General features: G+C 56.8%; 24 protein-coding genes. 14 read left to right on the forward strand and 10 right to left on the reverse strand.

Annotation, left to right across the window (positions count from 1 at the left end; translation table 11 throughout):
- Nucleotides 1-140 precede the first annotated feature (140 nt).
- Nucleotides 141-1577 (reverse strand): aminotransferase-like domain-containing protein, encoded by a 1437-nt coding sequence (locus tag N879_RS06300; protein ID WP_009454839.1) that lies wholly within the window; start codon nucleotides 1575-1577, stop codon nucleotides 141-143.
- A 152-nt stretch (nucleotides 1578-1729) separates the two neighbouring features.
- Here N879_RS06300 and N879_RS06305 point away from each other — a divergent pair, with 152 nt between their 5' ends.
- The 4 genes from N879_RS06305 to N879_RS06320 all read left to right on the forward strand — a co-directional run bounded on the left by N879_RS06305 (nucleotide 1730) and on the right by N879_RS06320 (nucleotide 5767).
- Entirely contained in the window at nucleotides 1730-2620 is an 891-nt protein-coding gene (locus tag N879_RS06305) for a DMT family transporter (RefSeq protein WP_009454837.1), read from the forward strand.
- A 187-nt stretch (nucleotides 2621-2807) separates the two neighbouring features.
- Nucleotides 2808-3545: a phosphoadenylyl-sulfate reductase gene (locus tag N879_RS06310; protein WP_022983217.1), complete on the forward strand. Its 738-nt coding sequence runs from the start codon at nucleotides 2808-2810 to the stop codon at nucleotides 3543-3545.
- Nucleotides 3546-3554: 9 nt separating this feature from the next.
- A complete protein-coding gene (gene cysD, locus N879_RS06315) occupies nucleotides 3555-4466 on the forward strand; it encodes a sulfate adenylyltransferase subunit CysD (protein ID WP_009454833.1) in 912 nt (303 codons plus the stop codon).
- Nucleotides 4466-5767, forward strand: a complete 1302-nt coding sequence (locus N879_RS06320) for a sulfate adenylyltransferase subunit 1 (RefSeq protein WP_009454831.1) — start codon at nucleotides 4466-4468, stop codon at nucleotides 5765-5767. The genes cysD and N879_RS06320 overlap by 1 nt, the downstream gene beginning before the upstream one ends.
- 48 nt (nucleotides 5768-5815) lie before the next feature.
- Here the strand turns inward: N879_RS06320 and N879_RS06325 are convergent, their stop codons facing one another.
- The 4 genes from N879_RS06325 to hglS all read right to left on the reverse strand — a co-directional run bounded on the left by N879_RS06325 (nucleotide 5816) and on the right by hglS (nucleotide 11664).
- A complete protein-coding gene (locus tag N879_RS06325) occupies nucleotides 5816-7219 on the reverse strand; it encodes an amino acid permease (RefSeq protein WP_009454829.1) in 1404 nt (467 codons plus the stop codon).
- 154 nt (nucleotides 7220-7373) lie between these two features.
- Nucleotides 7374-8903 carry an L-piperidine-6-carboxylate dehydrogenase gene (amaB, locus tag N879_RS06330; protein ID WP_152978308.1) on the reverse strand — a complete coding sequence of 510 codons (1530 nt, stop codon included), beginning with the start codon at nucleotides 8901-8903 and terminating at the stop codon, nucleotides 7374-7376.
- A 71-nt stretch (nucleotides 8904-8974) separates the two neighbouring features.
- Nucleotides 8975-10279: an NAD(P)/FAD-dependent oxidoreductase gene (locus tag N879_RS06335; RefSeq protein WP_009454823.1), complete on the reverse strand. Its 1305-nt coding sequence runs from the start codon at nucleotides 10277-10279 to the stop codon at nucleotides 8975-8977.
- Nucleotides 10276-11664 carry a 2-oxoadipate dioxygenase/decarboxylase HglS gene (gene hglS / locus N879_RS06340; protein ID WP_031232389.1) on the reverse strand — a complete coding sequence of 463 codons (1389 nt, stop codon included), beginning with the start codon at nucleotides 11662-11664 and terminating at the stop codon, nucleotides 10276-10278. The genes N879_RS06335 and hglS overlap by 4 nt, the downstream gene beginning before the upstream one ends.
- A 244-nt stretch (nucleotides 11665-11908) precedes the next feature.
- On the opposite strand from hglS, the gene N879_RS06345 reads away from it, so the two are divergent.
- Nucleotides 11909-12814, forward strand: a complete 906-nt coding sequence (locus N879_RS06345; RefSeq protein ID WP_009454819.1) for a LysR family transcriptional regulator — start codon at nucleotides 11909-11911, stop codon at nucleotides 12812-12814.
- 29 nt (nucleotides 12815-12843) lie between these two features.
- Here N879_RS06345 and N879_RS06350 read toward each other — a convergent pair whose 3' ends face one another.
- From N879_RS06350 to N879_RS06365, 4 genes are all read right to left on the reverse strand, one after another.
- Entirely contained in the window at nucleotides 12844-14031 is a 1188-nt protein-coding gene (locus N879_RS06350; RefSeq protein ID WP_009454817.1) for an acetate/propionate family kinase, read from the reverse strand.
- Complete coding sequence (locus tag N879_RS06355) at nucleotides 14031-15017, reverse strand: phosphate acetyltransferase (protein ID WP_009454816.1); 987 nt, start codon at nucleotides 15015-15017, stop codon at nucleotides 14031-14033. Before N879_RS06355 ends, N879_RS06350 begins: the two co-directional genes overlap by 1 nt.
- Before the next feature lie 261 nt (nucleotides 15018-15278).
- Entirely contained in the window at nucleotides 15279-15746 is a 468-nt protein-coding gene (locus N879_RS06360; protein ID WP_009454815.1) for a nuclear transport factor 2 family protein, read from the reverse strand.
- A gap of 61 nt (nucleotides 15747-15807) precedes the next feature.
- The gene (locus N879_RS06365; protein ID WP_009454814.1) at nucleotides 15808-16725 is read right to left on the reverse strand and encodes a LysR family transcriptional regulator; all 918 of its coding nucleotides are present in this window, start codon (nucleotides 16723-16725) and stop codon (nucleotides 15808-15810) included.
- 97 nt (nucleotides 16726-16822) lie between these two features.
- Between N879_RS06365 and N879_RS06370 the strand changes: the two genes are divergently transcribed.
- The 5 genes from N879_RS06370 to N879_RS06390 all read left to right on the forward strand — a co-directional run bounded on the left by N879_RS06370 (nucleotide 16823) and on the right by N879_RS06390 (nucleotide 21809).
- A complete protein-coding gene (locus N879_RS06370) occupies nucleotides 16823-17524 on the forward strand; it encodes a pirin family protein (protein WP_009454813.1) in 702 nt (233 codons plus the stop codon).
- A 515-nt stretch (nucleotides 17525-18039) separates the two neighbouring features.
- On the forward strand, nucleotides 18040-18240 hold the full coding sequence (locus N879_RS06375) for a hypothetical protein (protein WP_009454811.1): 201 nt from the start codon (nucleotides 18040-18042) through the stop codon (nucleotides 18238-18240).
- A gap of 132 nt (nucleotides 18241-18372) precedes the next feature.
- The gene (locus tag N879_RS06380) at nucleotides 18373-19518 is read left to right on the forward strand and encodes a GGDEF domain-containing protein (RefSeq protein ID WP_009454810.1); all 1146 of its coding nucleotides are present in this window, start codon (nucleotides 18373-18375) and stop codon (nucleotides 19516-19518) included.
- 122 nt (nucleotides 19519-19640) lie between these two features.
- Nucleotides 19641-21059, forward strand: a complete 1419-nt coding sequence (iaaH, locus tag N879_RS06385; protein WP_009454808.1) for an indoleacetamide hydrolase — start codon at nucleotides 19641-19643, stop codon at nucleotides 21057-21059.
- A 339-nt stretch (nucleotides 21060-21398) separates the two neighbouring features.
- Nucleotides 21399-21809: a DUF1697 domain-containing protein gene (locus N879_RS06390; RefSeq protein ID WP_009454806.1), complete on the forward strand. Its 411-nt coding sequence runs from the start codon at nucleotides 21399-21401 to the stop codon at nucleotides 21807-21809.
- Here N879_RS06390 and N879_RS06395 read toward each other — a convergent pair.
- On the reverse strand, nucleotides 21801-22634 hold the full coding sequence (locus N879_RS06395; RefSeq protein ID WP_009454804.1) for an aminoglycoside phosphotransferase family protein: 834 nt from the start codon (nucleotides 22632-22634) through the stop codon (nucleotides 21801-21803). The two genes, N879_RS06390 and N879_RS06395, sit on opposite strands and share 9 nt — an antisense overlap.
- A 319-nt stretch (nucleotides 22635-22953) precedes the next feature.
- Between N879_RS06395 and N879_RS06400 the strand changes: the two genes are divergently transcribed.
- From N879_RS06400 to pyrF, 4 genes are all read left to right on the forward strand, one after another.
- Nucleotides 22954-23241, forward strand: a complete 288-nt coding sequence (locus N879_RS06400) for a co-chaperone GroES (RefSeq protein ID WP_009454802.1) — start codon at nucleotides 22954-22956, stop codon at nucleotides 23239-23241.
- Nucleotides 23242-23275: 34 nt separating this feature from the next.
- On the forward strand, nucleotides 23276-24922 hold the full coding sequence (gene groL, locus N879_RS06405) for a chaperonin GroEL (protein ID WP_009454800.1): 1647 nt from the start codon (nucleotides 23276-23278) through the stop codon (nucleotides 24920-24922).
- 154 nt (nucleotides 24923-25076) lie between these two features.
- Entirely contained in the window at nucleotides 25077-25460 is a 384-nt protein-coding gene (locus N879_RS06410) for a diacylglycerol kinase (RefSeq protein ID WP_009454798.1), read from the forward strand.
- Nucleotides 25461-25465: 5 nt separating this feature from the next.
- Nucleotides 25466-26293, forward strand: coding sequence for an orotidine-5'-phosphate decarboxylase (gene pyrF, locus N879_RS06415; protein ID WP_009454796.1), 828 nt, complete (start codon nucleotides 25466-25468; stop codon nucleotides 26291-26293).
- The last annotated feature ends 244 nt before the right edge of the window (nucleotides 26294-26537 follow it).

Below are 26537 nucleotides of genomic sequence, written 5' to 3' on the forward strand. Positions count from 1 at the left end.
CACTGCCGATTAGTAAAATTGATTAATGCAATAACGTTCATTGCTATTAGCTATCGCGCTTCGCATAAAAACTTCTTTCTATGCGTCGCACAGACTTATGCTAACAGAGCTGGATGACAGTGCAACTATCAGCGTTCAAGCTATAAGGCTACTTCGCTGGCCACGGGGCTGGAGGACTGCTTGGCGTTGAACAAACAACGGGCAAAATCCTGCCAAAACTGCGCATCGTCGCCTAAAGAAACATTAATACGCATATATGTAGATGGTTGCTGTTGCGGGGAAAACAAGGCCCCCGGCACCAATAAATGCCCTGGTCGCCCCAAAGCACGCACCAGACTTTCCGTATCCACACCCGTATCCACCCAGACAAACATGCCCGCCTGGGGTGGTGCGTCCGGCGCCAGGCCTACATGCGCCAATTGCTCCAGGGTTTTATGCCTGTCGGCGTTGGCGTGACGGCGCAACCGCTCCAGGTGTTTGCGATAGGGTCCATCTACCAGCACCCGGTGAATGACCCGCTCACCCAGCTCCGGTGACGTCAGCCCTGCCAGCATTTTCAGATTCACCAAAGACTGCAGCAGTTCAGGAGCTGCTGCCATATACGCCACCCGCAAACCAGCTGCCATGACTTTGGAATAGCCCCCCACCAATGTCACCCGGTTCAGTTGATCCAATTGCGCTAGACGGCAGGCAGGATTGGCGTGCAGCTCGCTATAGGTATCGTCTTCAATAATGTGAAAGTCCCAGGTCTGGGCCAAAGTCAGAATGCTGTGCGCCACCGCCGGACTCAAACTAAAGCCGGTGGGGTTATGCACCACGGTATTCAAAATGACCAGACGTGGACGATGCTCGCGCGCCAGCTGTTCCAGTACCGCCAGGTCCGGGCCATCTGCGCGGCGTGGCACACTCAGCACTCGCACATCCACCACCGCCAGGCGAGCAAACAAGAGATACCAGGCCGGATCTTCCACAACAACCGCATCACCAGGCCGTAGCCAATGGCGCAGAAGCAAATCCAGCGCCTGCGTAACACCACTGCACAATAAAAGCTGCGTATCAGGATCTGCCTGTATGCCGCTATCTTCCAGTTGTCCCGCAATGTGCTGACGCAAGGGCCTGTAGCCATGCGAATGCCCATAGCCCAGCAAGTTGGAGCCGGCGCTACGGCTGACCTGCCGCAAGGCCGCCAGAATCATCTCGTTATCCAGCCACTGACTGGGAATGCCCGCGCTGTCGCTATGCCCCATGAAACTGTTCAACATCCAGTTCACATCTATTTTGCGCGGCTCATTCTTTTCTACATGCAGGGATTCGGAACGCAGGCGTCGAGGGCTGCGCACCCGCACAAAGAAACCGGAACCGGGCCGGGACTCCACCAAGCCCAAGGCCATCAACTTGTCGTACGCGGCCACAACAGTATGCGTACTGACCCCGGCAGACTGCGCCAACCGGCGCACAGAGGGTAAGCGACTGCCGCCCCGATACCTCAAATGCAGGGCCTGCTGCACCCAGGCGACCAGTTGATCGCTAAGTGTCACGTCCGAACCGCGCACGGGCTGCCAATCCAACCATTCCATGATGCTGAGCTCCAAGCGAGAAAACCGACTGTAGCGGAAGTTTGACCAGTACAGCTTGACCGACTGATTGATGAACTGTATCGCAACTGTATTGTTTATTTATTTTAAGCTCAAAGCTGTGATAAACCTATTTCTCATCCGTGGTGATTTTCATGAGCCGCAGCACCAGTCTTCCCATGCCCAGTACCGCCCCAGCATTGCTGGTCTATCTCTACGCTTTTATCGGGGTTACCGTCTTTGCCTTCACCTTGCCCATGACACGGCTGGCGGTACAAAGCTTTGACCCTTGGCTGGTCGGAATGGCACGAGCCAGTATCGCGGGGGTGTTTGCGGCCATCATCTTGCTGGCAACCCGCAGCCGTCGCCCCACTGCGTCGGAATGGCGCGGGATTGCCCTGTCCTGTACGGGTGTAATCGTAGGCTGGCCCGTGTTTTCCTCGATTGCCATGCAGACCGTGCCTTCCTCGCACGGGGCCGTATTGAGCGGGCTGATTCCTTTGGCCACCGCCATTGTTGCCTCCGCCCGCAGCGGTGAACCCTTGAGCCGCCGCTTCTGGATGCTGAGCCTGCTGGGTGCCGTACTGGTGCTGCTCTACGCTTTCTATATCGGTGAGGGCGCCCTGCAAACCGGCGATATCTGGTTGGCTCTGGCGGTATTCATGTCTGGCGTAGGCTATGCCGAAGGGGGGCGTGTTGCCCGTACCCTGGGTGGCTGGCGCACCATCTGCTGGTGCCTGGCAGCCAGCTTGCCGCTGACCATTCCTGCCACCTTGTGGCTGACTTTTCCCATGACAGAAATGCCCTCTTCCCAATCTGTCATGGCTCTGCTCTACCTGGCCCTGTTCTCTTCCTTGCTGGGTTTCTTCCCCTGGTACAAGGCCATGGCCATGGGTGGTGTGGCCCGTATTGGTCAGGTACAACTGGCCCAACCCTTCCTGACCGTACTGATTTCGGCAGTATGGTTACGCGAGCAAGTGGACTTGCTGACCTGGCTGTCCTGCATCGTCATCATCGCCATTATTGCCGCCAGCCGACGGGCCTGAAAACACAATGACAAGGCGGCTAAATACAGCAAGGGCATATTCACCTAACTAATACTTCGTTCCCAGCGAGGGCTCGCGCAAGCACACTGGCTCATCACTTCATGAACCATGTAAAGGCGATAGCGCGGCCCACGTGACTCCGTTTTGAGCAGGGCCGGTACTGGTATTGCCGCAAGGACATCTGATCATGCCCGCCCAAGCCCCTGCCGCGCTTGCCCTGAGCGCCCGGCCACTGATGCTGTGGAAACAGCTGCGCGACGATCTGCAATACATCGCGCTCGAACACACGGATGCCGTTCTGGCCAGTTCTCTGGCTGCGGAAGACATGGTGCTGTTTCATGCCATGTCCATCTACACCCCCGAGTTGCAAACCGTCACCCTGGATACTGGTCGTCTGCACGAAGAGACCTTGCAGCTGGGGCGGGACGTCCAGCAGCACTACGAACGCCCCATCCTGTTTTTTCACCCGAATCCGGACCGGGTGCAGGAACACGTCAGCGCGCATGGCACACATGCTTTTTACGAAAGCGTGGAGCTGCGCAAGGAATGCTGCGCGATCCGTAAGGTGGAGCCACTGCGTCGTGCCTTGCAAGGCCGATCAGCCTGGATTACCGGTCAGCGCCGCGAACAAACAGCCAGCCGCACCGAACTGTCCAGCAAGGAATACGACAGCGTCTTTGGGCTGCAGAAATTCAATCCCTTGATCGAATGGACTCAGGACGATGTCTGGGCCGTGATCCGTGGCTTGAGCATCCCCTACAACCCGCTGCACGACCAGGGCTACCCCTCCATAGGTTGCGAGCCCTGTACGCGCGCCATTCGCCCCGGTGAGGACGTGCGCGCCGGGCGCTGGTGGTGGGAACAGCGCGACAGCCTGGAATGCGGCCTGCATGCCAGCAATCTGAATAGCAGTGTCAACACCTGAAGGAACCCCATGGGCGAACCACTCTCTACCCGTACTCATCTGGACTGGCTGGAAGCCGAGGCCATTTTTATTCTGCGTGAAATCGCGGCTGAAGCTGAAAAACCCGTGCTGCTGTTCTCCGGCGGCAAGGACTCCGCCGTGCTGCTGCAATTGGCCCAGAAAGCCTTTGCGCCCGGCCCGCTGCCGTTTCCCTTGATGCATGTGGACACCGGCCACAACTACCCGGAAGTGATCGAATTTCGGGATCGCCGCGCCGCCGAGCTGAACGCCGAACTGATTGTGCGCAGCGTGGAGGATTCCATCGCGCGCGGCACCGTGGTGCTGCGCAATGAAACCGCCAGCCGCAACGGGGCCCAAGCCGTCACCTTGCTGGAAGCGATTGCCGAATTTGGCTTTGATGCCTGTTTCGGTGGCGCCCGCCGTGACGAGGAAAAAGCCCGCGCCAAAGAGCGCATCGTGTCTTTTCGCGACGAATTCGGCCAATGGGACCCCAAAGCGCAACGCCCCGAGCTGTGGCACTTGTTCAATACCCGTATTCACAAGGGCGAGAACCTGCGCGTATTCCCGATTTCCAACTGGACCGAGCTGGACGTGTGGCAATACATCCAGCGTGAGGCCATTGATCTGCCATCCATCTACTACACCCACTCGCGCGAAGTGGTGGAGCGTCAGGGGCTGATCGTACCCATCACGCCATTGACTCCCTTGCTGGATGGGGAAACCTCTGAATGGCGCGATGTGCGTTTCCGCACCGTAGGCGATATTTCCTGCACCTGCCCGGTGCTCTCTACCGCCGCGTCCGTGCAAGACATTATTGCTGAAACCGCCTTGGCCACCATTACCGAGCGTGGCGCCACCCGCATGGATGACCAGACGTCCGAAGCCTCCATGGAACACCGCAAGAAACAAGGATATTTCTAATGAACACAGTCAATGACGCCTGGCTGCAGGCTGCCGATCAAGGCGTGCTGCGTCTGATTACCGCTGGCTCCGTGGACGACGGAAAATCCACCTTGATTGGCCGCTTGCTGGTAGACAGCCAGGGCGTGTTTGCCGACCAGATTGCGGCCATCCAGCGCTCCAAATACAAGCGTGGCGAGGACGCCGAACCCGATCTGGCCCTGCTGACCGACGGCCTGGAAGCCGAGCGCGAACAAGGCATCACGATTGACGTGGCCTATCGCTACTTCGCGACCCCCAAACGCAAATTCATCGTGGCCGATACCCCCGGTCACGAGCAGTACACCCGCAACATGATTACGGGGGCCTCCACCGCCCAGGCCGCCATTATTCTGATCGATGCGCACCGCGCCAAGGACGGTGAACTGCTGACCCAGACCAAGCGCCACAGCACGGTTGCCAAATTGCTGGGCCTGCGCCATATCGTGGTGGCGGTGAACAAGATGGACCTGGTCGATTGGGACCAAGCCGTGTTCGACCGTATCCATGAAGCCTATCGCCAACTGGCTACCCAGCTGGGGATTGAGCACTTTCACATCATTCCGCTCTCGGCCCTGAAGGGCGAGAACATCACCCGGGCTTCGCCACACACGCCTTGGTATCAAGGTTTGCCACTGCTGCCTTTGCTGGAATCGCTGGATCTGCGCGAGAACATTCAGCGCCCTGCCCGTTTGTTTGTGCAATGGGTGGCGCGTCATGGCGGCAGCCGTGCTGATGGCTTCCGTGGCTACGCCGGTCAGCTCAGTGGCGGCCGTATCCAGGTGGGCGATAGCGTTCAAGTATGGCCTAGCGGAAAAACGGCGGTGATCACACAGCTGTTTCGCGCGGGTACGGAACAAACATCTGTCAGCGACGGGGACGCCGTGACTGTGGCGCTGGATCGTGAACTGGACATTTCACGGGGCGATTTGCTGACACTGGCCCATGAAGAGGTAAGCACCAGCAAACACTTTGATGCGCAGCTGTGCTGGCTGGACGAGCAGGCCTTGAACACCACCCGCTCTTACTGGTTAAAGCAAGGCACGCGCCTTACCCAAGCCAAGGTGCAAGCCGTTCATGCCTTGCGCGATGTACATAGCCTGCAAGAGCAGCAAGCCACTGGCAGCTTATCCCTGAATGATATTGGCCGTGTCAGCCTGGTCAGCCGTGACCCACTGGTGCTGGACGATTATCAGGATCATTCCAGCACGGGCTCTTTCATCCTGATTGACCCCAGCACGAACCAGACCGTGGCTGCTGGTCTGGTCCAGAAGCGCGTATAAAGAACAGCCTGCGGCAGACCCACGTCTTGCCGCAGGCACCGTATAAGATCACGACGCCTCTTGCTGCCTGACAGACCGGCCCCGTGCTGAACTGCGCCTGAGCCTCATTAATGCCGCCAGCACAATACACGCGCTCACACCCAAAGTCATGGCTAACTGATAGCGGTACGCCTCCACCATCGCCATATACACCAGCACCGCCAAGATCAGCACGATGGACAGATAAGTCAGCCAGGGGAAAAACCACATCTTGAATGGCAAATCTATGCCTGAGTTTTCTGCCTGGCGACGCAACAGTAGCTGGGACACAGCAATCACCAAATAAACGATCAGGGCAATCGCACCCGTTGTGGATAGCAAGAACGAAAACACCTGTCCAGGCAAGAGATAGTTCACCAGGCAGCCTGCAAAACCGGCCAAGGTCGATACAAGTACGGCGTTATAAGGCACACCTTTGGACGATACCCTGGCAATACAAGCAGGAGCATCACCACGGACGGACAGGGAATAAATCATTCGAGAGGCCGTATACAAGCCGGAGTTCATGCAGGAAGTCACCGCAATCAGTACCACTACATCCACAACTAGCTTAGCCCCAGGCAAGCGAAGAACTTCCAGCGTGCGCTGAAATGACCCTACCTGCATCAGCCTGGGATCGTCGTAACCGACGATCAGCACAATCAAGGAAATCGACAATACATAAAACAGGGAAATACGGTAGACCACCAGATTGGTCGCCTTACGTATCTTTTCCTGCGGGTTATCAGTTTCGGCGGCGGCAATCGTCACGATCTCCGCCCCAAAAAATGAAAACATCGTAATCAGGATACCCGCCAACACGGCGCCCATGCCTTGCGGCGCGAAGTTGCTGAACACGGGAATCATCGGCACCTTCCCCCCGTCAACCCAGGGCCAGAAGCCGGTCAGGGCGCAGAGACAGGCCACAATGAACACAATAATGGCCAGCACCTTGATCAAGGCAAACCAGAACTCAAACTCGCCAAAATTCTTGACACTAAACAGATTGGTCATCGACAAGGCGACCATGATGACAATGGAAAACTGCCACGAAGGGATACCCGGCATCCATTGATGCAAGATATAGGCCCCGGCAATGGCTTCAACGGGAATGATCAAGCCCCAGAACCACCAATACAGCCAGCCAATGGAAAATCCCGCCCAGGGCCCGATCGCCCGCGCGGCATAGGTGGAAAATGAGCCACTATCAGGATTGGCGACAGCCATCTCGCCCAACATCCGCATGACCAGCAGCACCAATGCTCCCGTCAAGATATAGGACAGTACCGCTGCCGGCCCGGTCTTCGCGATGGCATTGGCTGATCCAATGAACAGTCCGGCACCAATGATCCCCGCGATAGAGATCATGGACATCTGTCTTGAGTTCAGGCCGTGCGCGAGCGCACCCTGGCCTGCCTGTTCAGGCATGGTCATTATTGTCTCCTCGCTTTTTATTCAATGGCGGGGCAGTTCTGACCCGCCCGGGGCGCCCCGACGATATGCTTCGCTTGCTATAGGCGCACGTCACCCAACAGCCAGGCCCGGCCGATCATCGGCTAGGACCCTCCGTCCGAACGCTCAGGCAGCGTCAAAGGTCAAACTTCACCCCCTGAGCCAATGGCAATTCTCGGGAGTAGTTGATGGTATTGGTCGCCCGGCGCATATAGGCACGCCAGGCATCGGAACCGGACTCGCGCCCCCCGCCGGTTTCCTTGTCCCCACCAAAGGCGCCACCGATCTCCGCCCCGGAAGTACCAATATTGACGTTGGCGATACCGCAGTCCGAACCGCTGGCCGACAGAAACTCCTCAGTTTCACGCAAGTCATTACTGAAAATGGCGGACGACAGGCCTTGCGGAACATCGTTTTGCAGCGCCAGTGCCTCGGACAGGTTCTCATAGCGCAGCACATACAAAATAGGTGCGAAGGTTTCCTGCCGTACCGTATCGGTCTGGCTGTCCATTTCCACGATGGCTGGTCTGACGTAATAGGCCGATGCGAACTCATCCTCCAGCACCCGCTCTCCACCGCTAACCCGCCCCCCTTGAGCGCGCGCCGCATCCAGTGCGGTCTGCATCGCCTCAAAAGAGGCCCGATCGACTAAAGGTCCCAGCAGCGTTCCTTCCTGCAACGGATTGCCAATCCTGAGCTTGCCATACACCTGCTTGAGCCGTTCTACCAGTTGCTCACTGACACTACGATGCACAATCAAGCGTCGTGTACTTGTACAGCGCTGCCCCGCCGTCCCGACCGCCGCAAAGACAATCCCCCGGACCGCCAGATCCAGATCCGCATTAGGCGTGACAATAACGGCATTATTGCCCCCCAGTTCCAGCAAAACGCGCCCGAAACGACGCGCCACACGAGGCCCCACTTCCCGACCCATCCGTGTGCTGCCGGTGGCCGACACCAGCGCCACCCGGGGATCATCAACCAGTAGCTCTCCGGCTTCGCGCCCACCAATCAGCACTTGGCTCAGGTGCGCCGGCCCGGCCTCATACCGCGCCATTGCCCGCTCAAAGACAGCCTGGCACGCCAGGGCGGACAAGGGTGTTTTTTCGGAGGGCTTCCAAATCACGGCATCGCCACACACCAAGGCCAGCGCAGTATTCCAGGCCCACACCGCCATGGGAAAATTAAAAGCGGTGATCACCCCGACCACTCCCAATGGATGCCAGGTTTCCAGCATGCGATGACCAGGCCGCTCAGAGGCAATTGTCAAACCGTAGAGCTGTCGGGACAAACCCACCGCAAAGTCGCAGATATCAATCATTTCCTGGACTTCACCCAAGCCCTCACTCGTAATCTTTCCAGCCTCCAGGGAAATCAACTGGCCCAAAGCCTGCTTCTGGGCCCGCAGCTCCTGGCCCAGCAGTCGAACCAGCTCACCTCGTGCCGGCGCAGGCACGGTACGCCACACCTGCCAGGCATCATGGGCACGAGCAATCGCCTTGCTAAGCTCCTCGCTGCTGTGAGGCCGCAGATGGGCCAGAATGCCCCCGTCGATAGGCGAGCGCACCGACATTCCCCCTTGAACATCCAGCGCAGCCGTCACACCCAATTGGGCCAGGGTGGAATGTGCCAGTTCGCTTGTCTGCGTCATGCTTGTGTAAGTCATACCTGTACCCTATAAAAAATGCGGAATATCGGCTTTCAGAAACACGCCCATTCCTTAAAAAAAGTCTGTCCTCAAGACCGACGCCGCCCCTGGGGGCTGCGGGCACCGACAAGATGCGCCAACTGTGCGCCATATTCATAAACTGCCTCCTTCCCAGACTTGCATGGGACCGACTTGAGCGGAGACAGAGGTAAAGGCAGCTCTTCCACCTTGATCCGCCCCAGAACCAGATGCGCCAGCTCACATCCAAAGACCGTTCCAGGAGCAATGCCACGCCCGTTGTAGCCGCTAAATGACAAGACCTGTCGCCCCAGTTGATGCAGGCGGGGTACGGCATCAGACGTCATGCCTATCCAGCCATACCATTCATAATCAAACTGCACGTGCTTCAAGGCCGGAAACAAGTGCTGCAATGCGCGTTGCGCCCACGCCTTATGTATTGCTTGTCCGCGTCCGCGCAATGCCCCCACACTGCCAAACACCAGGCGACCGGCTTGATCGAAGCGGTACGAGGACAAAACCGAACGCGTATCCCACGCACCCTGCCCCCCCGGCAAAATCTGGGCGCGCAGTGCAGTATCCAGCGGTTGCGTGGCCACATTGAAATAAGGCAGACGCACCAGTTCTGCGGGCAAGGCTGGCCAGATATCGCTGGTATAGGCATTGGTCGCCACAATGACCCAAGGTGCCAGCACCTCCCCATCCTGCGTTTGCAACACCCAGTGCGTGCGACCATCCTCAACCCGCCTGACGGCACTTTGCTCGCAAATGCGGGCCCCCGCCGTGATCGCTGCCCGCGCCAGTCCTCGAACATAGGCTAAAGGCTGGAGCGTGCCCGCGCGCCGGTCCAGCAAGGCACCCGCATAGGCGGTGGTTCCCGTTGCCGCCGTAGCCTGTGTGTGATCGAGCAACTCCACCGGCGCCCCGAGAGCTTGCCATTGCTGCCAACGCTTCCGGATGTTGCGAAGGCCACCCGCGCCGACCGCGCAGTGCAAAGTACCATTCTGCACGGCCTGACAATCAATCCGGTGTTGGGCTACCAATTCATACACAGCAGCCGGCGCCCCGCTTAACAAGTGCAATAGGCGGTCCCCGTAATAAGAACCCAATGTTTTGAGCAGCGTCTCTGGCTCAAGCCACAAGCCAGCATTGACCAGCCCCACATTTCGTCCCGATCCGCCAAAGCCGATCTGCGCCCCTTCCAGGACCACTACCCGCGCTCCAGCCTGTGCCAGATTCAGGGCCGCGGACAAGCCGGTAAACCCAGCGCCAATAACCGCAACATCCGCTTGGACTTGGCCTTGTAAACGCTCGCAGACCAGAGGGGCTGGAGCTGATGCCTGCCAGAGTCCATGGCTGCGCCCGTCCGCGTTCATGACCTCGACTCCGCCAGAAAACGTTGCTGCAAGGCGTGCTCGGAACGCATCTGAGCAGCGCGGTAAAGTTCAATTTCATCCAGCACGGGGCCACCCAGATCGCGTTCAAACTCAGACCGAGCCGCTTGCGATACATAGTTTCTCTGTTCAGCATCCCCCAAGTTGGACTGGAAAATCCCCGCCGCGCTAACTGGCAGAAAATCCTCGTAAGTAATGGGGGTCAATGCGACTACGCCGCGCTTGATCAAATCAGGCAGGTTCCAGGGCCGGCCGGCAGCCAGTTCCTGCTGCCAGATAGCAGGATCCCGTGGTTCAAACCGAAAAAAAGCCAGCCCACGCTCGTACATTTCATCGCTGTCATCTGGAAACTGAGCAAACACGTGCTGGAGACGTTCGGCATACGTCTGTGTAGTAGCGGCTTGCTGCCCGGCATCTCTGGCTTGAGCCAACAAGGAGTCATAAAGTGCCCGGCCCGCCTGGGTCAAAGCCACGCCACGTTGCTCTATCTCACCAAAACGTGCGGTATGAGACCCTACCCTGGCTTGACCGGCAAACTCAATCTCCTCCTCCAAGGCTTTGAAACTGGTTTGGCGCAACAAGATGGGATGGCGCCTGCGCGGTGGGCCTTCAATCAGTTCTTTGGCAGGGATCCCCCATTGGGGCATGGCCTCTTGTACCGCATCAATATCCAGGGTTCTGGGAGTCAGGTGATTGATATGGGGGCCCTTGAAACAAACAATATCGGCCACCAGACGATGGGCCTCATGCAACTTGCGATACGTGTCCTGATCGACAGTCGCCTGGCGATGCCAGCGAAAAACAGTGGTGGCGGCAGCCACAAACTCCGTGACCTGCAGTTCGGTCAGGCCACCAGACATGTGCGCCTGTTCCGCCAACTCCAGCAACCCTGAGGGAAAAATAGTCCGTTGCGATAAGATTGCAGCTGCCTGCGCTCGCAGATTCGCATCCTCTATCAGCTCCAGTCTGAGCAGAGAGGTGAACACCCGGAAGGGATTGGTTTGTAACGCATGGTCGTCCACAGGGCGAAACGCGGTGGAGTGGACGGGTACACCCGCCACCGACAGATCGTAATAACCAACGGGATACATACCCATGACAGCAAAAATCTTTGCAATCCCTTTGAGCTCCGCCGCTGTACCAACCCGAATGGCGCCATGGCGCTCCACATCCAGACGGGTCAGCTCCGACTGCTGCTGCAAGGCGCTGCGTAATGCTGGGTCATGCTTGAGCACACTGGCATTGATCTCGTGCACCAGGCTCAACAAGGCCCCGTACTGTGGCACCTCCTGCTGATACATGGCCGACATGGCGCCTGAGAAACGGGAACGGATTTCGTCCTTAGAAACAAAAACAGAGGTGTCCATAGAACCGCCAGCAAATTGCATGACCTGTCGACAAGGCAAGGTCAGTCCATTAATGAATCACTTCCGTGTACTCGTATGCACTCCTTCACACCACAGCCAGCGGAAGCCCGTCATCTTATAAGCCTGAAATACTTAGCAAACTTGCACCTCATTCTGTGAGCAGTGGCAAGAGGGGTCAAACGATGATTCCAACTCAAGTCATTCCTAAATAGAATGACTAAACGTTTTCCCTTAGCAAACCAGCATGTCCATTCCCAAACGTTTTCTTCCTCCCATGCACGTCCTGATTGCCTTTGAAGCCGCCGCACGGCTGGGCAGCTTCACGGCAGCAGCGGGCGAGCTGAATCTGACCCAAAGCGCCGTCAGCAGACAGATCAGACTGCTGGAAGAAATATTGGGCGCGGAACTTTTCGTCAGAGAACGCCAGACGGTTCGTTTGACTCAGGCGGGTAGCACTTACGCCCAAGAGCTAAGCGATGCTCTTCGACGCATTGCCAACGCCACCCTGGGGTTCAAAGCCAATCCGCATGGCGGAACGCTGAACCTGGCCATCCTGCCCACGTTCGGGACTCGTTGGCTTGCCCCCCGGCTGCCAGAGTTTGTGGCTGCATACCCCGGCATCACCATTAACCTGCTGACGCGCCTGCAACCGTTTGACTTTCAAATGGAAAATGTGGATGCCGCCATCCATTACGGCCTGCCCGACTGGCCGGGGGCGAATCTGGATTTTCTGATGTCAGAAACCGTGGTACCTGCCTGCAGTTCCGCCCTTCGCGAGCATTATCAGTTCCAGACGGCAGCTGACTTGCTCAAGGCACCTTTACTGCATCTGGTCTCAAGGCCCGATGCCTGGGAGCGTTGGTTCAACGCCAACGGCGTGGAGAACGTGCATATTCACGGCATGCTGCTTGACCAGTTTGCGCTGATTACACAAGCAGCTATTTCCAACCTTGGGATTGCCTTACTGCCCACATTTCTGTTCAAACAGGAGCTCAGTCGCGGAGACTTGGTTCTGGCTCTGGACTCGCCCTGCCTGAACACGGAGGCTTACTACCTGGCCTGTCCGACGGGACGCTGCGACTACCCACCATTGATCGCATTTCGACAATGGCTACAAGCGGAAATAACGCGGGAACGCGCCCCGGACTGAGGCCGGGGCTTCAAACCGCCACGGTAGCGCTATGACTTTTTCCTCACCAAGGCGAGAGACTGCTCGGCTATGACCCGCTCTTCGTTGGTGGGAATGACCAGGACCTTGACCCGACTGTCGCCTGTCGAAATGACGGTTTTCCCTGCCTGATTGCGAACCGGATCAATCTCCACCCCCATCCACTCCAGGTGCCTGGCGATGCCTGCCCGAATAGACGGGCTGTGCTCGCCAATCCCCGCCGTGAACACCAAGGTGTCCAGCCCCTTCAAGGCCACGCACAAGCCCGCCAGATTCTCTGCCGTGTGATAGCAGAAGTACTGCACCGCCAGCTTGGCACGAGGGTCATCGGAAGCCTCCAGCGCTCGCATATCCGCTTGATCACCGGACAAGCCTTTCAGCCCGGATTGGGTGTAGAGCACGGACTGGATCTCATCGTGCTCCATTCCCTGCTCCAGCATCCACAGCACGACACCGGCATCCAGACGCCCCGGACGAGTCCCCATAGGCAAGCCGTCCAGCGCCGTAAAGCCCATGGTGGTATGAACGCTGCGGCCTTCTTGCAAGGCGCAAGCCGATGCACCTGAGCCCAGGTGAGCAACGACGACGCGCCCGTCAGCCAGTTCGGGAATTTCGCGACGCAGGTGCTGGGAAATATAGTGATAGGAGAGGCCGTGGAAACCGTAGCGGCGCACGCCCTGTTCAAAGAACCGACCAGGCAATGCAAAGTGCTGCAAATGCGGGGCATGTCCTTGATGGAAGGCCGTATCCAGACACGCTACCTGGAAGATTTCCGGGTAGTGCTCGAAGATCACGCGAACAGGAGCCAGATTGTTCTGCTGATGCAGTGGTGCCAAAGGTGACAGGCTGTCCAGATACTCCAGCACCTGCGGGGTCAAGGGTACGCTGCTGTCGTAGCGGGCGCCCCCGTGCACGATACGGTGGCCAACGGCAATAGGTCGACCATCCACATGCTCCAGCAGCCAGCGCGCCACCAAAGCCTGAGCTGTATGCAGGTCCTTGGCCTGCTCGCCATCCAGGTCCTGCTTGACCATGGATTGGCCCTGGGCATCTTTAACTTTGAAGGCTGGCTGGCTACTGCCAATGCCCGAAACCTGACCGCCAAACTCAAAATCCAGCTGGTCGCCCGGCTGGACCTTGTACATGTGAAACTTCAGGCTGGAGCTGCCTGCGTTAATGACCAGAATCTGCTCGCTCATTAGTGCGCAGCCTCCACAGCAACTTTACGTTCCAGATAACCCGCGTAAAGGCTGGCAACCGCACAAGAGGCCATGCGGGTCTGGGCGCTATCGGCTCGGCTGGTCAAAATGATAGGCACACGAGCCCCCATCACGATACCGGCAGCCTGGGCGCCGGACAGGAAGGTCAGGTTTTTGGCCAGCATATTGCCGGCCTCCAGATCAGGGGCCACCAGAATCTGCGCCTTGCCCGCAACGGGCGACACAATTCCTTTGATGCGCGCCGCCTCGGGGCTGATAGCGTTATCCAGCGCCAAGGGGCCGTCCAGCACACCGCCCGTAATCTGGCCGCGATCAGCCATCTTGCACAAGGCCGCCGCTTCCAGCGTGGTCGGGATTTTTTCGGTCACTTGTTCGACCGCAGACAGGATGGCGACCAACGGTTTACCCAAGCCCAGGCCGTGGTGCAGATCAATGGCATTTTGCACAATATCCGCCTTGGTGCTCAGATCGGGGAAAATATTGATAGCGCCGTCCGTCACAAACAAGGGTTCCGGATAGCTGGGCACATCCATGATGAAAACATGACTCAAACGGCGACCAGTCCGCAAGCCCTTGCCCTGGGTGCACAGCACGGCCTGAATCAGTTCATCCGTATGCAGGCTGCCTTTCATCAGCAACTGGGCACGTCCGGCCAGCACTTCCTCTACGGCTCGCTCTGCCGAGGCATGGCTGTGGGGGGTATCAATCAAGGTGACCCCTTCCAGGCTTAAACCATGCTCTGCCGCTACGGAATGCAAACGGGCCTGCGGGCCAACCAGCACGATCTCGAACAGGCCTTGGGCCCGTGCCTGCAAGGCGGCTCCAAGGGACACATCATCGCAGGGATGAGCCACCACACAAATTCGACTGTGCTCTTTGCGAGCTTGCTCGATCAATCGGGAATAATGACTGGAAGGCCCAGTGCGATCCACGGCGGCCGTATCCGGGCCAGCAGGGTGATTCATGATAGAAGACTCCTTGGAGATGAACGAAGGCTAACCCAACACTAAACCATTTATCCAAGCGTGTGTCTTTGATTGCGAACAGGGAAACTTCAATATTTCGCCCTTTATTCTTTCCAGACCATGAAGAATGAAACATAAAGATTAAATATTAAAAAAAATCCGGTTTAGCCAAGTGCAAACCGGATTTTTATTTCTGTGGTGGCGTATTCGTCCCGAACCACCGCAATCTGAGCGTATCCAGGATCAGCCACCCAGGTTTAATTAAAGGCCAAGATCACTCAAACCCGGATGCTCATCGGGGCGCCGCCCCAAGGGCCAACGGAACTTGCGTTCGGATTCTGTAATTGCCATATCGTTAATGCTGGCATGGCGCACCGCCATATAGCCATGCTCGTCAAATTCCCAATTTTCATTTCCGTAACTGCGCCACCACTGACCGTATTCATCTTGCCATTCATAAGCAAAACGCACGGCAATTCTATTTTCATGCCAGGCCCAGATTTCTTTAATCAAGCGGTATTCACGCTCTTTTTGCCATTTGCGTTCTAAAAAAGATTGAACCTGATCTCGACCCTGCGGAAACTCGCTGCGATTGCGCCAGCGCGTATCCACGGTATATGCCTGCGAAACCTTGACCGGGTCACGACTATTCCAGGCATCCTCGGCGGCACGCACTTTCTGGCTGGCACTCTCCAGATCGAAAGGTGGCAAGGGAGGACGTGTATCCATAGTGATCTCCTAGAAAACAAGCGTGGACCAGACAGTCTAGCGGCAAAACGTAAGCAGTCTCTTACTGGCCGGTATCGGCCCAGGCTGCCTGTTCAAATCCCGCGACCAGAAAATCGATAAAAGCTTGCACACGAGCCGAGCGCGAGCGGCCCGGAGGCGTCAGCAGATGCAAGGTCAGGCTGGGCAAATCCCATTGCGGTAACACGATTTCCAACTGGCCTTGCTCGACCATATCGCCCAGCAGGAATTGAGGCAGCACGCTAAGCCCCAGGCCCTCAAGCAAGGGTGGGATCAGGGCCTGGGCATTGTTGACTTGCAAAGCACAGGGCACGGTTTGGGAGTAATACTCCTGCCCTTGCTGAAAGCGCCAGACACTGCCGCGTCGCTCGTAGGCGTAGCGCAGGCTCATGTGCTGAGCCAGGTCGCTGGGGTGTGAGGGTCTGCCGTACTTGGCCAGGTAACTGGGGGCGGCAACCAGCCGCAGGCGCAAATTGCACAGACGGCGCACCAGAAGGCTGGAATCATCCATGGTCGAGATACGCAAGGCCATGTCGAAACCTTGTTCCACGATGTTGACCTGAGCGTCGTTAAAGTGCAGATCCAGCAGCACGGCCGGGTGCTTTTCCATGAAAGCGGGCAGCAAAGGGGCCAGATGCTCCAGCCCGAAGGACATGGGGGCAGCAATCTTGATACGTCCCTGCAGGCTTTCTTTCTGGTCGCGTGCCAGGGCTTCCGCGTTCTGTCCGGCAGCCAGAACGGCTTGGGCCTGTTCCAGGCTGGCCTGCCCGGTTTCTGTCAGGGACAGGCGTCGGGAGGTACGGTGGAACAGGGACACATGCAGCTGTTTTTCCAGCCGGGTGATTGCCTTGGAGACAGTAGGTTGTGACAGACCCAGAACTTCGGCTGCCTGGGCAAAGGAGCCGGTTTCCGCCACAGTGGCAAAGATGGCCCAGGCTTGTAGATCCGGTAATGTTTTCATGTCGTTTTTGGAATGAATTCTATGCTATTGATTCTATTTTATTCAATCAGCAAGACGCCTAGAATTCTTTTTAGTATCCAATATTAAGGAGCGCATCATGATTGAACATCGGCCTTTTAATGAACTGGGCGGTGCCAACCACGGCTGGCTGGACGCCAAGCACCATTTTTCTTTTGCTAATTACTACGATCCCGCTCGTATGAGCTGGGGCGCCCTGCGTGTCTGGAATGACGACACAATTGCGTCCAACACCGGGTTTCCACCTCACGATCATGCCGATATGGAGATCATTACGTATGTGCGTGAAGGGGCGATCAGCCACCAGGACAGTTTGGGCAATAAGGGGCGTACTGAAGCCGGTGATGTGCAGGTGATGAGTGCCGGCACGGGTATTCGCCATGCGGAGTACAACCTGGAAAGCGGGACGACACGGATCTTCCAGATCTGGATTCAGCCAGAGCGTCGTGGTTTACCGCCAGCCTGGGGGGCCAAGCCTTTCCCCAAGGATGGGCGTTCGGGGCAGTTTGTCGCCCTGGCCAGTGGTTTTGAGGGTGACGCAGAGGCTTTGCCGATTCGTGCCCAGGCCCGTGTGCTGGGAGCGACCTTGAAGAAAGGTCAAAGCACGACTCTGTCTTTGCCTGCCGAGCATCTGGCTTATCTGGTGCCTGCCACAGGGCGGGTTTCGGTAAATGGTCTGGAGTTGAATGCCCGTGATGGGGCGGCGATTCGCAATGAAACGACGCTGGAAGTTCAGGCGCTGGAGGATGCTGAGCTGGTGCTGGTTGAGACGGCGCAGTAATTGCGGACGGGCTGTTTTGAAGATGGGGGGAGGCCGTTTGAGCGCTCCCCCGCTTCTTTTTGCTGTTCTGGTGCTCTGAAAATAAACGCAGGTAAGAGAAGATATATGTCTTTTTAAGGTCATATGTCAGCTCGGAAATTAAACAACCCAATAGAACGCTTGGGTTGCCTTGCCGTTTGCTGGCGTAATGTTGTTTGTTCAGTACTCCACCTTGGCAGAAAGACGCCACTTGGAGCCCTGCCTGGGTGTCCGGGCTGAGCACTTGCCGGTGCTGCGCACCGGTGCCCTTGTCAGGAGATAGCTACGGGCGCACCCTGAACTCCCGGGGTGGTTCGTCCCCCGGACGAACCACAAGCGCCCCGGTCAAACAACAGGGCGCTTGCACCCCTACGCTATCTCCTGACCGCGGCAAGTCCTCCGAATCGCCCCGACACCCAGGCAGGGCTCCAAGTGGCTGGCATCGTGAGCAATTTGAGGGCGAAACGTAACTGTAATGCCGCTCTATGAGCTAATTGATGATGGATTCAGGGGTATTTTTCGTGGCTCAATTTCCTGCCATGAAAAATACAGTTGGAGGTGGGCTGTCTCAACTGTCTGTTTTCGGTGTGGTTTTGAAAAGTATTCCTGATTTTTTGTTTAGCTTAGGTAAACAATCCTTCCCCTTGTCTGTCCTTCTCATTCTGCGCAGCCTTCCCTTAACGGAAACCGGCTCATAAAGCAGATCAAAACTTCCTCTTTTCTCTGATTAAACTGTTTGTTCTCAATCGATAAGCGTCTGCCCTGCAGCAATATCGTTACAATTGTTGTAACGCCAGTTTTCAACTCTTCTTAATGCACGCGAACACACCGTGTCCTCTCCGAACCAGTATTTCGTTCTGATCGTCCCTGCCTGCGCGGCATTGCTGGGCATCGCGATGATTTACTGCTGGAGCCGTCTACGCGATCACCGTTACCTGCTCTGGATTGCCTCGGGGTATATCTCCACGGCTATTCCTATGGGGATCCATAGCCTGATGCCCAATGAGCAACTCGCCCGCTGGACTCTGCCCTTGTCGGCTATGTATTTATATGGTGTCTGGGCCTTGTCTCATGGGGTCGCTTTGCGTTTTGGCGGACGTGCTCATCCCAGATTGGCTGGGGCAATCGTCCTCGTCACGCTGGGGCTGCTTTTTTATTTTTCCCAGATTGATGATGATCTCTGGCTGCGTTTACAAATTCTGAACTGGGGCCTGGCCTTGTTGGTTGCTTTGCCCATCAAGTCGATCTTGTCCGGCAGGTCACGCACGATTCCTTTGGCAACGCTGTTGCGGGCCTCTTACCTGACGGCCTTGCTCTATGCCTTTGTTCGTGTATTTGCGCTGGCCACGTTGATCCCTCACGAGATGCAGCCAGAGCTGACCAGGTCCGGTTTATGGCTCTTGATGCTGGCAACCAATATGTTCATCAGCATCTGGGTAGCGCTGGCTATTTTGACCAGCACCGCCATGTCGATTGTGCAGACGCTGGATCATGAGCGCAGCCGGGACCCTTTAACCCGTTTGTTGAATCGTCGTGCATTTTTCGAGCAGGTTAAAAAACGCCTGGAGCTGTATGGTCATAGTGGTTGGGCGGTCATGACGTGCGATCTGGACCACTTCAAGATGGTCAATGACACCTGGGGCCATGCAGCGGGCGATCGGGCCTTGAAGGAGTTCGGGGCCTTACTGGCTCGCACGGTTCGCCAGGACGATTTGGCAGCCCGCTTTGGGGGCGAGGAGTTTGTCTTGCTGATACGCAGTACCAGCTTGCATACCGCCGTGCTGGTTGCCGAGCGTTTGCGCAGCAGTGTGATGAATCTGCATATCCCCGCCACGGCGCATACGCTGACGGCCAGTTTCGGTGTGGTTCAGCTAAACAGCAATGGCGACATCAAGCAGGCCATTGAGCAAGCTGACCGGCTTTTGTACGAAGCCAAGCATGCTGGCCGCAACAAGGTCGTTTGGAAGGCGTCCTGAGTTATTCCTCCTGCTTGCTGATACCCTTACAGTCTCTTTTTTCAAGACAGCCCCGTTAGAGGCTGATTGATAGGACTATCACAGCAAAAGCCGGGGGCGTTCACGCCTCCCCAGGAGACCCCATGTCACTTACCGAACTTAGCGCCAGCGAACTGCTGGCAGGTCTGGAAAAAAGCCAGTTCAGCGCCCGTGAGATTGCCGACGAGCTGCTCAAGCAATCACAAGAAATGGCCCATTTGGGCGGTCTGGCACATTTGGATTCAGCGCTGTTTTACCAGCAGGCCGATCAGTCTGACGCACGCCGCGCCCGTGGCGAAGCCTTGGCGCTGGACGGCGTGCCTTTGGTGATGAAAGACAACCTGAACACCACGGACATGCCCACCACGTCCAGCACCGGCGCCCTGCAAGGTCGCGTGCCGCTGAAAGATGCAGATGTAGTCGCACAATTGCGCAAGGCCGGTGCCGTGCTGCCCGCCAAGTCCGTGATGCACGAACTGGCTTTTGGGATTACGACCAATAACGCCACTACGGGCCCCAGTCGCAACCCTTATGATCCAAGTCGTATTCCCGGCGGCTCTTCCGGTGGCACTGCAACGGTTGTGGCAGCTCGTCAGTTTCCAGCTGGCTTGGGCACGGATACGGGCGCTTCGGTGCGTTTACCTGCCGCGCTTTGCGGCCTGTACGGTTTCCGTCCTACAGTGGGCCGTTATTCGGGCCAGGGCATTGTGCCCTTGTCCCCTACACGCGATACAGCAGGCCCCATGACTCGCAGTCTGGCTGACATCAGCTTGCTGGACAGCCTGCTCTGCCAGAAGGCCCCTACTGTGATTGCCACTCCTTCCTTGAAGGAACTACGTCTGGGCGTACCCCGTGACAGCTTCTGGAAGGATATGGATGCCGGTGTGGCCGACGTGACCCTGGCATTTCTGGATGATTTGCAAAAAGCCGGTGTCACGCTGGTCGATGTAGACCTGTCTCCGGTTCTGAAGATCAATGCCCGCGTCGGCATGCCGATTGTGCTGTATGAAACCTTGCAGAACCTGCCTTTGTACCTGGCCGAAAACAAGTACGACATTAGCTTGGACGAGTTGATTGCGGGCATTCACAGCCCCGATGTGAAAGAGATTTTCGACGCCATTACAGGCGACTACACCATCAGCCAGGAAGCCTACGAAGAAGCGCTGAATGTAGACCGCCCCCTGATGCAACAGGCCTATGCAGACCTGCTGCGCCAGTCCAATGTCAGTGGCTTGATCTTCCCGACCAGCCCGCTGACCGCCTGCCCGATTGGCGATGATGAAAGCACCATGATGAACGGCAAGGCAGTGCCTACCTTCAACACCTACATCTCGCGTACCGACTTGGGTTCGAACCTGGGCGCACCGGGCATTTCCCTGCCTATCGGTCTGTCGGGCGGTTTGCCGGTGGGGATGCTGATTGAAGCGGGTATCGGTGCAGATGATCAGTTGCTGGCTCTTTGCCGGGCGATTGATCCTTTGCTGCCAACGACACCGGCACCGGATTTGAGCAAACGGGCATAAACGACGTAAAGACGGATTAAGCAATCTGCAGGCTACTGCACCAGGCTGAATAATTCGCCACATTCAAATGCCATCAGCCCAACAAGAAACAGGCCGAATTCCTAGGGAAATCGGCCTGTTTTTTTGATGAGGCTCCTCACGAAGGCGTCATGCGCCCGGGTCCGTATTACCGCCAAACCGCCGACGCAACATCTGCACCAACCAGCCGTGATGCTCACACAGAGCAGACTGACGAGCCTTGAAAACCAAACTCACTACTGTTTTTTAACACAGCATAAAATGGCGCACTGAAACTCCCGCCCGCACGGCAACACCCCAACCTCACGGCCAGCACACACCATGAATACACAGATTCTTTTATTGCGCGGCCTCATGCCTACCGGCAAGAACAAGCTGGGCGGAGATATTCAGGTTATCGCCCGAACACCGACTTATTTCATGCGGGTGATGGCGAACAATCCTTTCAAGGACGAAAGCCCCAGCCAGCTATATTTCACCCTGCTGCGCTCCCCAGCAGACAGCGCCTTACTCCATGCCTTCCACGCCCTGGAGCACGCACCGGATCAGGTCCGCATCATTGATGACATCGTCTATATAGTGTGCGCAACCCGGTATCGAGACCTGAAAGCCAACAATAATTTCATCGAGAGAAAGCTCAAGGTCGTTGCGACGACACGCAACTTCACCACCATGAGCAAGCTGATCGCCTTGAGTACGGGTAATGAAATAATGATGAACCCCTCAAGCTAAGGCCTGTCGAGCCAGATCTGCAACGGCCAACTCTTTATTGGCCTCGGTGCGCAATCCATCCTCCAGAAACCAGGCAGCTGACAAGGCCGCATGCGCCATCACCCATCTGAGCAAGCGTTGACGCTCCAGTCCTGCAACCTCGATGACTACCGACAACTGCCGTGCAAAGCGCGCTGGATCAGTGCTCGTTTTAAGATCAGGGTTGCACAGCACATTTACGTAGTCGTAATAGCGCTCACCAGTGACGCGCTTGGGATCTATTGCCAGCCATCCACGCTGATCGAAATCAAGAATGTTGCTATGGTGCGCATCCCCGTGCAGAACGACCTGATCACGCTGATCTCGCAGCAGCTCATTGGCCATTAGTGCGCATTCAGCCATCAGACCGCCCTCTTGCTGCGCCATCGGTGCCAGCGATTCAAAAAAATCGCTCAGGGGGCGCAAATTGTCAGGTGGGGCCGAAGGTCGGTTTGAATGCAATTGTTCAAGGGCACGGCAGATACAGGTCGTCGCTGCATCATCTTCTCCTTCTAAAGCCATGCGCAATAAGTCCCTGGAGCCCGTTGCACGCTCCATCAGCAACGCTCCAGAGCCTGGGTCCAGCGCATATACATGCGCCGCGCCATCGCCAGCCCACCATTGCAGCACTTGGCCGCCGATACGCTCATCAAGATCTCGTGTGATTTTGATCATCGCCGGCTGCCCCTCCAACTTTCCGGTCAGCCGCACGGGCATCAGATCGCTGGTCGCAGTGCTGAAAGGCTTGCCAGCGGCCTGAGCCCCCCAGCGTTGGAGAAAGACATTGAATAGGTTGAAGTTGGACATTGCGCTGGTTTTCGTGGAAATCTCTTTAGACAAAAGAAAGCCTGGCGTTCGATCATGCCCGACCGCTCATGATCGAAAGCGCCCAGCTTAACTGAGCTTGCCTTATGAATGTGAGCCCAAGTCCAGACACGCACCAGAACCCGGCGTTTCTCTCCCCCTACTTCACGCCCCAGGACAAATATGTAACAGCCTGACCCTGGTGCTCTTGAAATTAGAAAAGTCGTCCCTATAATTAGCACTCGAAGGGGTTGAGTGCTAAAACGCCTCGCCCCCACAATCGGACCAACAACTAAAGTCATCTTTAAACAGGAGTTTCTCCATGGCACTGCGTCCTTTGAACGATCGTGTGATCGTCAAGCGTCTGGACAACGAACGCACCACCGCTTCCGGTATCGTTATCCCCGAGAGCGCGACTGAAAAGCCCGATCAAGGCGAAATCCTGGCCGTTGGCCCCGGTAAGAAAACCGAGGACGGCAAGGTTCTGGCGCTGGATCTGAAGGTCGGCGACAAAGTTCTGTTTGGCAAATACTCCGGCCAGGCCGTCAAGATCGACGGCGAAGAGCTGCTGGTGATCCGCGAAGAAGAAATCTTCGCCGTGATCGAATAAGTACCGCCAACGAAAATTCAATAGGATTCAAACCATGACCGCAAAACAAGTTTACTTCGGCGACGACGCACGTACCCGCATCGTACGCGGCGTCAATATTCTGGCTAACGCTGTTAAGACCACCATGGGCCCCAAAGGCCGTAACGTTGTTCTGGACCGCTCTTTCGGCGCTCCTACCGTTACTAAAGACGGTGTGTCCGTTGCCAAAGAAATCGAACTGAAAGACAAGTTCGAGAACATCGGTGCTCAACTGGTTAAAGAAGTTGCTTCCAAAACTTCCGACAACGCCGGTGACGGTACCACTACCGCTACTGTGCTGGCCCAAGCCATCGTTGAAGAAGGCCTGAAGTTTGTTGCCGCTGGCATCAACCCAATGGACCTGAAGCGCGGTATCGACAAGGCCGTTGGCGTTGTGGTTGACGAACTGCGTCAACTGTCCCGTCCTTGCACCACCAGCAAAGAAATTGCTCAGGTCGGTTCCATTTCCGCCAACAGCGACCACTCCATTGGTGAGATCATCGCCAATGCCATGGACAAAGTGGGCAAAGAAGGCGTGATTACCGTTGAAGACGGCAAATCCCTGGAAAACGAACTGGACGTGGTCGAAGGTATGCAGTTTGACCGCGGCTACCTGTCCCCTTACTTCATCAACAACGCTGACAAGCAAGTTGCTGTTCTGGACGATCCGTTTGTTCTGATTTTCGACAAGAAAATCTCCAACATCCGTGACCTGCTGCCCGTACTGGAGCAAGTTGCCAAGACCAGCCGTCCTTTGCTGATCGTTGCTGAAGACGTGGAAGGCGAAGCCCTGGCTACTCTGGTTGTGAACAACATCCGTGGCATCCTGAAGACTACCGCCGTTAAAGCTCCTGGCTTTGGCGATCGTCGCAAAGCCATGCTGGAAGACATCGCTATCCTGACTGGCGGTACCGTGATCTCCGAAGAAACCGGTATGTCCCTGGAAAAAGCGACTCTGGACGACCTGGGTCAGGCCAAGCGCATTGAAGTGGCCAAAGAAAACACCACGATCATCGACGGCGCTGGCAACGGCACCGACATCGAAGCTCGCGTGAAACAAATCCGCGTTCAGATCGACGAGTCCACTTCCGACTACGACCGTGAAAAACTGCAAGAGCGCGTGGCCAAGCTGGCTGGCGGTGTTGCCGTGATTCGCGTTGGCGCTGCCACCGAAGTCGAAATGAAAGAGAAGAAAGCCCGCGTTGAAGACGCCCTGCACGCTACTCGCGCAGCCGTCGAAGAAGGTATCGTTCCTGGCGGTGGCGTTGCACTGATTCGTGCCCGCGCAGCTGTTGCCCAACTGAAAGGCGACAACACCGACCAAGACGCCGGTATCAAGCTGATCCTGCGTGCTATCGAAGCTCCTTTGCGCACCATCGTTTCCAACGCCGGCGAAGAAGCCAGCGTGGTTGTTAACCAAGTGGCCAGCGGCACCGGCACCTACGGTTACAACGCTGCTACTGGCGAATACGGTGACCTGGTCGAGCAAGGCGTTCTGGACCCAACCAAGGTGACTCGCACTGCCCTGCAAAACGCAGCTTCGATCGCCAGCCTGTTGCTGACCACCGAAGTGGCCGTGACCGAAATCGTGGAAGACAAACCTGCTCCAGCCATGCCTGACATGGGTGGCATGGGCGGCATGGGTGGTATGGGCGGCTTCTAAGCCTCTTATCAGCACCCCGATCCGGGCGGAAATTGATCACTTCTGCCCTGATCGCCACGCTTTTAGTACAAAAACCGGATGGATTTTTCCATCCGGTTTTTTTTCGCCCAAGCAAACCCCTATAATCAGGGCACTTCAATCTGCAGCGTCCTTCATGTCAGACTCTCCATTCAAAAGCAAAGGCGGTGTTGGCCGCCTGTTCAATGCCCTGCGCTACTCCAGCCAGGGCCTGGCCGCTGCCCTGCGCCATGAAGCTGCCTTTCGCCAGGAACTGGCGCTGGCTGTCATCCTGACGCCACTGGCATTCTGGCTGGGACAAACCCCGGCAGAGATTCTGGTCCTGCTGGGCACACTAGTCTTTGTGCTGGTGGTGGAGCTGCTGAACTCGGCCCTGGAGGCCCTGGCCGACACGATTACCCTGGAGCACCACCCCTTGATCGGGCGGGCCAAGGATCTGGCCAGTGCTGCCGTGCTGCTGTCCCTTATTTTTGCTGGTGCCGTCTGGCTCAGCTTTTTGTATAGCCGTTTACTTTCCTGATTCCCATGACATTCATAGAAAAACTGAACCGTGCCTGGACGGACAACCAATCCATGCTGATGGTGGGTCTGGACCCAGACCCTGCCCGCCTGCCTTTGGAGCTGGCCAGCAAACCCGGCGCGATTTATGAGTTCTGCAAAGCGATTGTGGACGTCACCGCCGACTACACCTGCGGCATCAAGCCACAGATTGCCTACTTTGCCGCTCAGGGTGCCGAGGATCAGTTGCAAGACCTGTGCGACTACATTCGCAGCCGTTACCCTCACCTGCCCATCGTGCTCGATGCCAAGCGTGGCGACGTGGGTTCGACAGCCGAGCAGTACGCACGCGAAGCCTTTGAGCGCTACCGCGCAGACGCCGTCACCGTCAGCCCCTACATGGGCTTTGACTCGGTAGAGCCGTACCTGGAGCACAAGGACAAGGGCGTGATCGTGCTGTGCCGCACCTCCAACCCTGGTGGCTCGGACCTGCAATTCATGGAGATGGCCGACGGTACCCCGTTGTACCTGCACGTAGCCAGCCTGGTGGCAGAGAAATGGAATACAAACGGCCAATGTGCTTTGGTGGTGGGCGCAACCTTCCCCGAGGAAATTGGCAAGGTACGTGCCCGTATTGGCGATATGCCTTTGCTGGTGCCCGGCATTGGCGCACAAGGTGGCGATGTGGTCGCCACCGTTGCTGCTGGTATGGACTCGCACGGTAACGGCATGATGATCAACTCGTCGCGCGCCATTCTGTACGCCAGCCGTGGCGATGACTGGCGTGATGCGGCACAAGCTGCAGCGATTGCTACGCGCAATGCGATTAATGATGCGCGCAACAAGCAGCGTTGATTGATGGCCCTCCCGGCTTGTCGAACAAGTCCGGGGATCGCGACAGCGACAGCGACAGCGACAGCGACAGCGACAGCGACAGCGACAGCGACAGCAATTAGTGTAGATACAAGAAAGCCCCACTCACTTGGATTCAATCCAAAGTGAGTGGGGCTTCTTATTTATTAAGCTATGACCGATAGGACCCGCTCAGGCTCAGTTGAGCCTTAAGCGTAAGAAGCAGCTTCCCCCTACTGAGTCACGA

It is taken from the genome of Alcaligenes sp. EGD-AK7 (genome assembly GCF_000465875.3).
GTDB classification, from domain to species: Bacteria; Pseudomonadota; Gammaproteobacteria; order Burkholderiales; family Burkholderiaceae_B; genus Alcaligenes; species Alcaligenes phenolicus.

What these genes read in the sequence shown, in the direction of transcription:
- N879_RS06300 (WP_009454839.1), bottom strand. Translation starts at nt 1,577, where the DNA reads ATGGAATGGTTGGATTGGCAGCCCGTGCGCGGTTCGGACGTGACACTT.
- N879_RS06305 (WP_009454837.1), top strand. Translation starts at nt 1,730, where the DNA reads ATGAGCCGCAGCACCAGTCTTCCCATGCCCAGTACCGCCCCAGCATTG.
- N879_RS06310 (WP_022983217.1), top strand. Translation starts at nt 2,808, where the DNA reads ATGCCCGCCCAAGCCCCTGCCGCGCTTGCCCTGAGCGCCCGGCCACTG.
- cysD (WP_009454833.1), top strand. Translation starts at nt 3,555, where the DNA reads ATGGGCGAACCACTCTCTACCCGTACTCATCTGGACTGGCTGGAAGCC.
- N879_RS06320 (WP_009454831.1), top strand. Translation starts at nt 4,466, where the DNA reads ATGAACACAGTCAATGACGCCTGGCTGCAGGCTGCCGATCAAGGCGTG.
- N879_RS06325 (WP_009454829.1), bottom strand. Translation starts at nt 7,219, where the DNA reads ATGACCATGCCTGAACAGGCAGGCCAGGGTGCGCTCGCGCACGGCCTG.
- amaB (WP_152978308.1), bottom strand. Translation starts at nt 8,903, where the DNA reads ATGACTTACACAAGCATGACGCAGACAAGCGAACTGGCACATTCCACC.
- N879_RS06335 (WP_009454823.1), bottom strand. Translation starts at nt 10,279, where the DNA reads ATGAACGCGGACGGGCGCAGCCATGGACTCTGGCAGGCATCAGCTCCA.
- hglS (WP_031232389.1), bottom strand. Translation starts at nt 11,664, where the DNA reads ATGGACACCTCTGTTTTTGTTTCTAAGGACGAAATCCGTTCCCGTTTC.
- N879_RS06345 (WP_009454819.1), top strand. Translation starts at nt 11,909, where the DNA reads ATGTCCATTCCCAAACGTTTTCTTCCTCCCATGCACGTCCTGATTGCC.
- N879_RS06350 (WP_009454817.1), bottom strand. Translation starts at nt 14,031, where the DNA reads ATGAGCGAGCAGATTCTGGTCATTAACGCAGGCAGCTCCAGCCTGAAG.
- N879_RS06355 (WP_009454816.1), bottom strand. Translation starts at nt 15,017, where the DNA reads ATGAATCACCCTGCTGGCCCGGATACGGCCGCCGTGGATCGCACTGGG.
- N879_RS06360 (WP_009454815.1), bottom strand. Translation starts at nt 15,746, where the DNA reads ATGGATACACGTCCTCCCTTGCCACCTTTCGATCTGGAGAGTGCCAGC.
- N879_RS06365 (WP_009454814.1), bottom strand. Translation starts at nt 16,725, where the DNA reads ATGAAAACATTACCGGATCTACAAGCCTGGGCCATCTTTGCCACTGTG.
- N879_RS06370 (WP_009454813.1), top strand. Translation starts at nt 16,823, where the DNA reads ATGATTGAACATCGGCCTTTTAATGAACTGGGCGGTGCCAACCACGGC.
- N879_RS06375 (WP_009454811.1), top strand. Translation starts at nt 18,040, where the DNA reads ATGATGGATTCAGGGGTATTTTTCGTGGCTCAATTTCCTGCCATGAAA.
- iaaH (WP_009454808.1), top strand. Translation starts at nt 19,641, where the DNA reads ATGTCACTTACCGAACTTAGCGCCAGCGAACTGCTGGCAGGTCTGGAA.
- N879_RS06390 (WP_009454806.1), top strand. Translation starts at nt 21,399, where the DNA reads ATGAATACACAGATTCTTTTATTGCGCGGCCTCATGCCTACCGGCAAG.
- N879_RS06395 (WP_009454804.1), bottom strand. Translation starts at nt 22,634, where the DNA reads ATGTCCAACTTCAACCTATTCAATGTCTTTCTCCAACGCTGGGGGGCT.
- N879_RS06400 (WP_009454802.1), top strand. Translation starts at nt 22,954, where the DNA reads ATGGCACTGCGTCCTTTGAACGATCGTGTGATCGTCAAGCGTCTGGAC.
- groL (WP_009454800.1), top strand. Translation starts at nt 23,276, where the DNA reads ATGACCGCAAAACAAGTTTACTTCGGCGACGACGCACGTACCCGCATC.
- N879_RS06410 (WP_009454798.1), top strand. Translation starts at nt 25,077, where the DNA reads ATGTCAGACTCTCCATTCAAAAGCAAAGGCGGTGTTGGCCGCCTGTTC.
- pyrF (WP_009454796.1), top strand. Translation starts at nt 25,466, where the DNA reads ATGACATTCATAGAAAAACTGAACCGTGCCTGGACGGACAACCAATCC.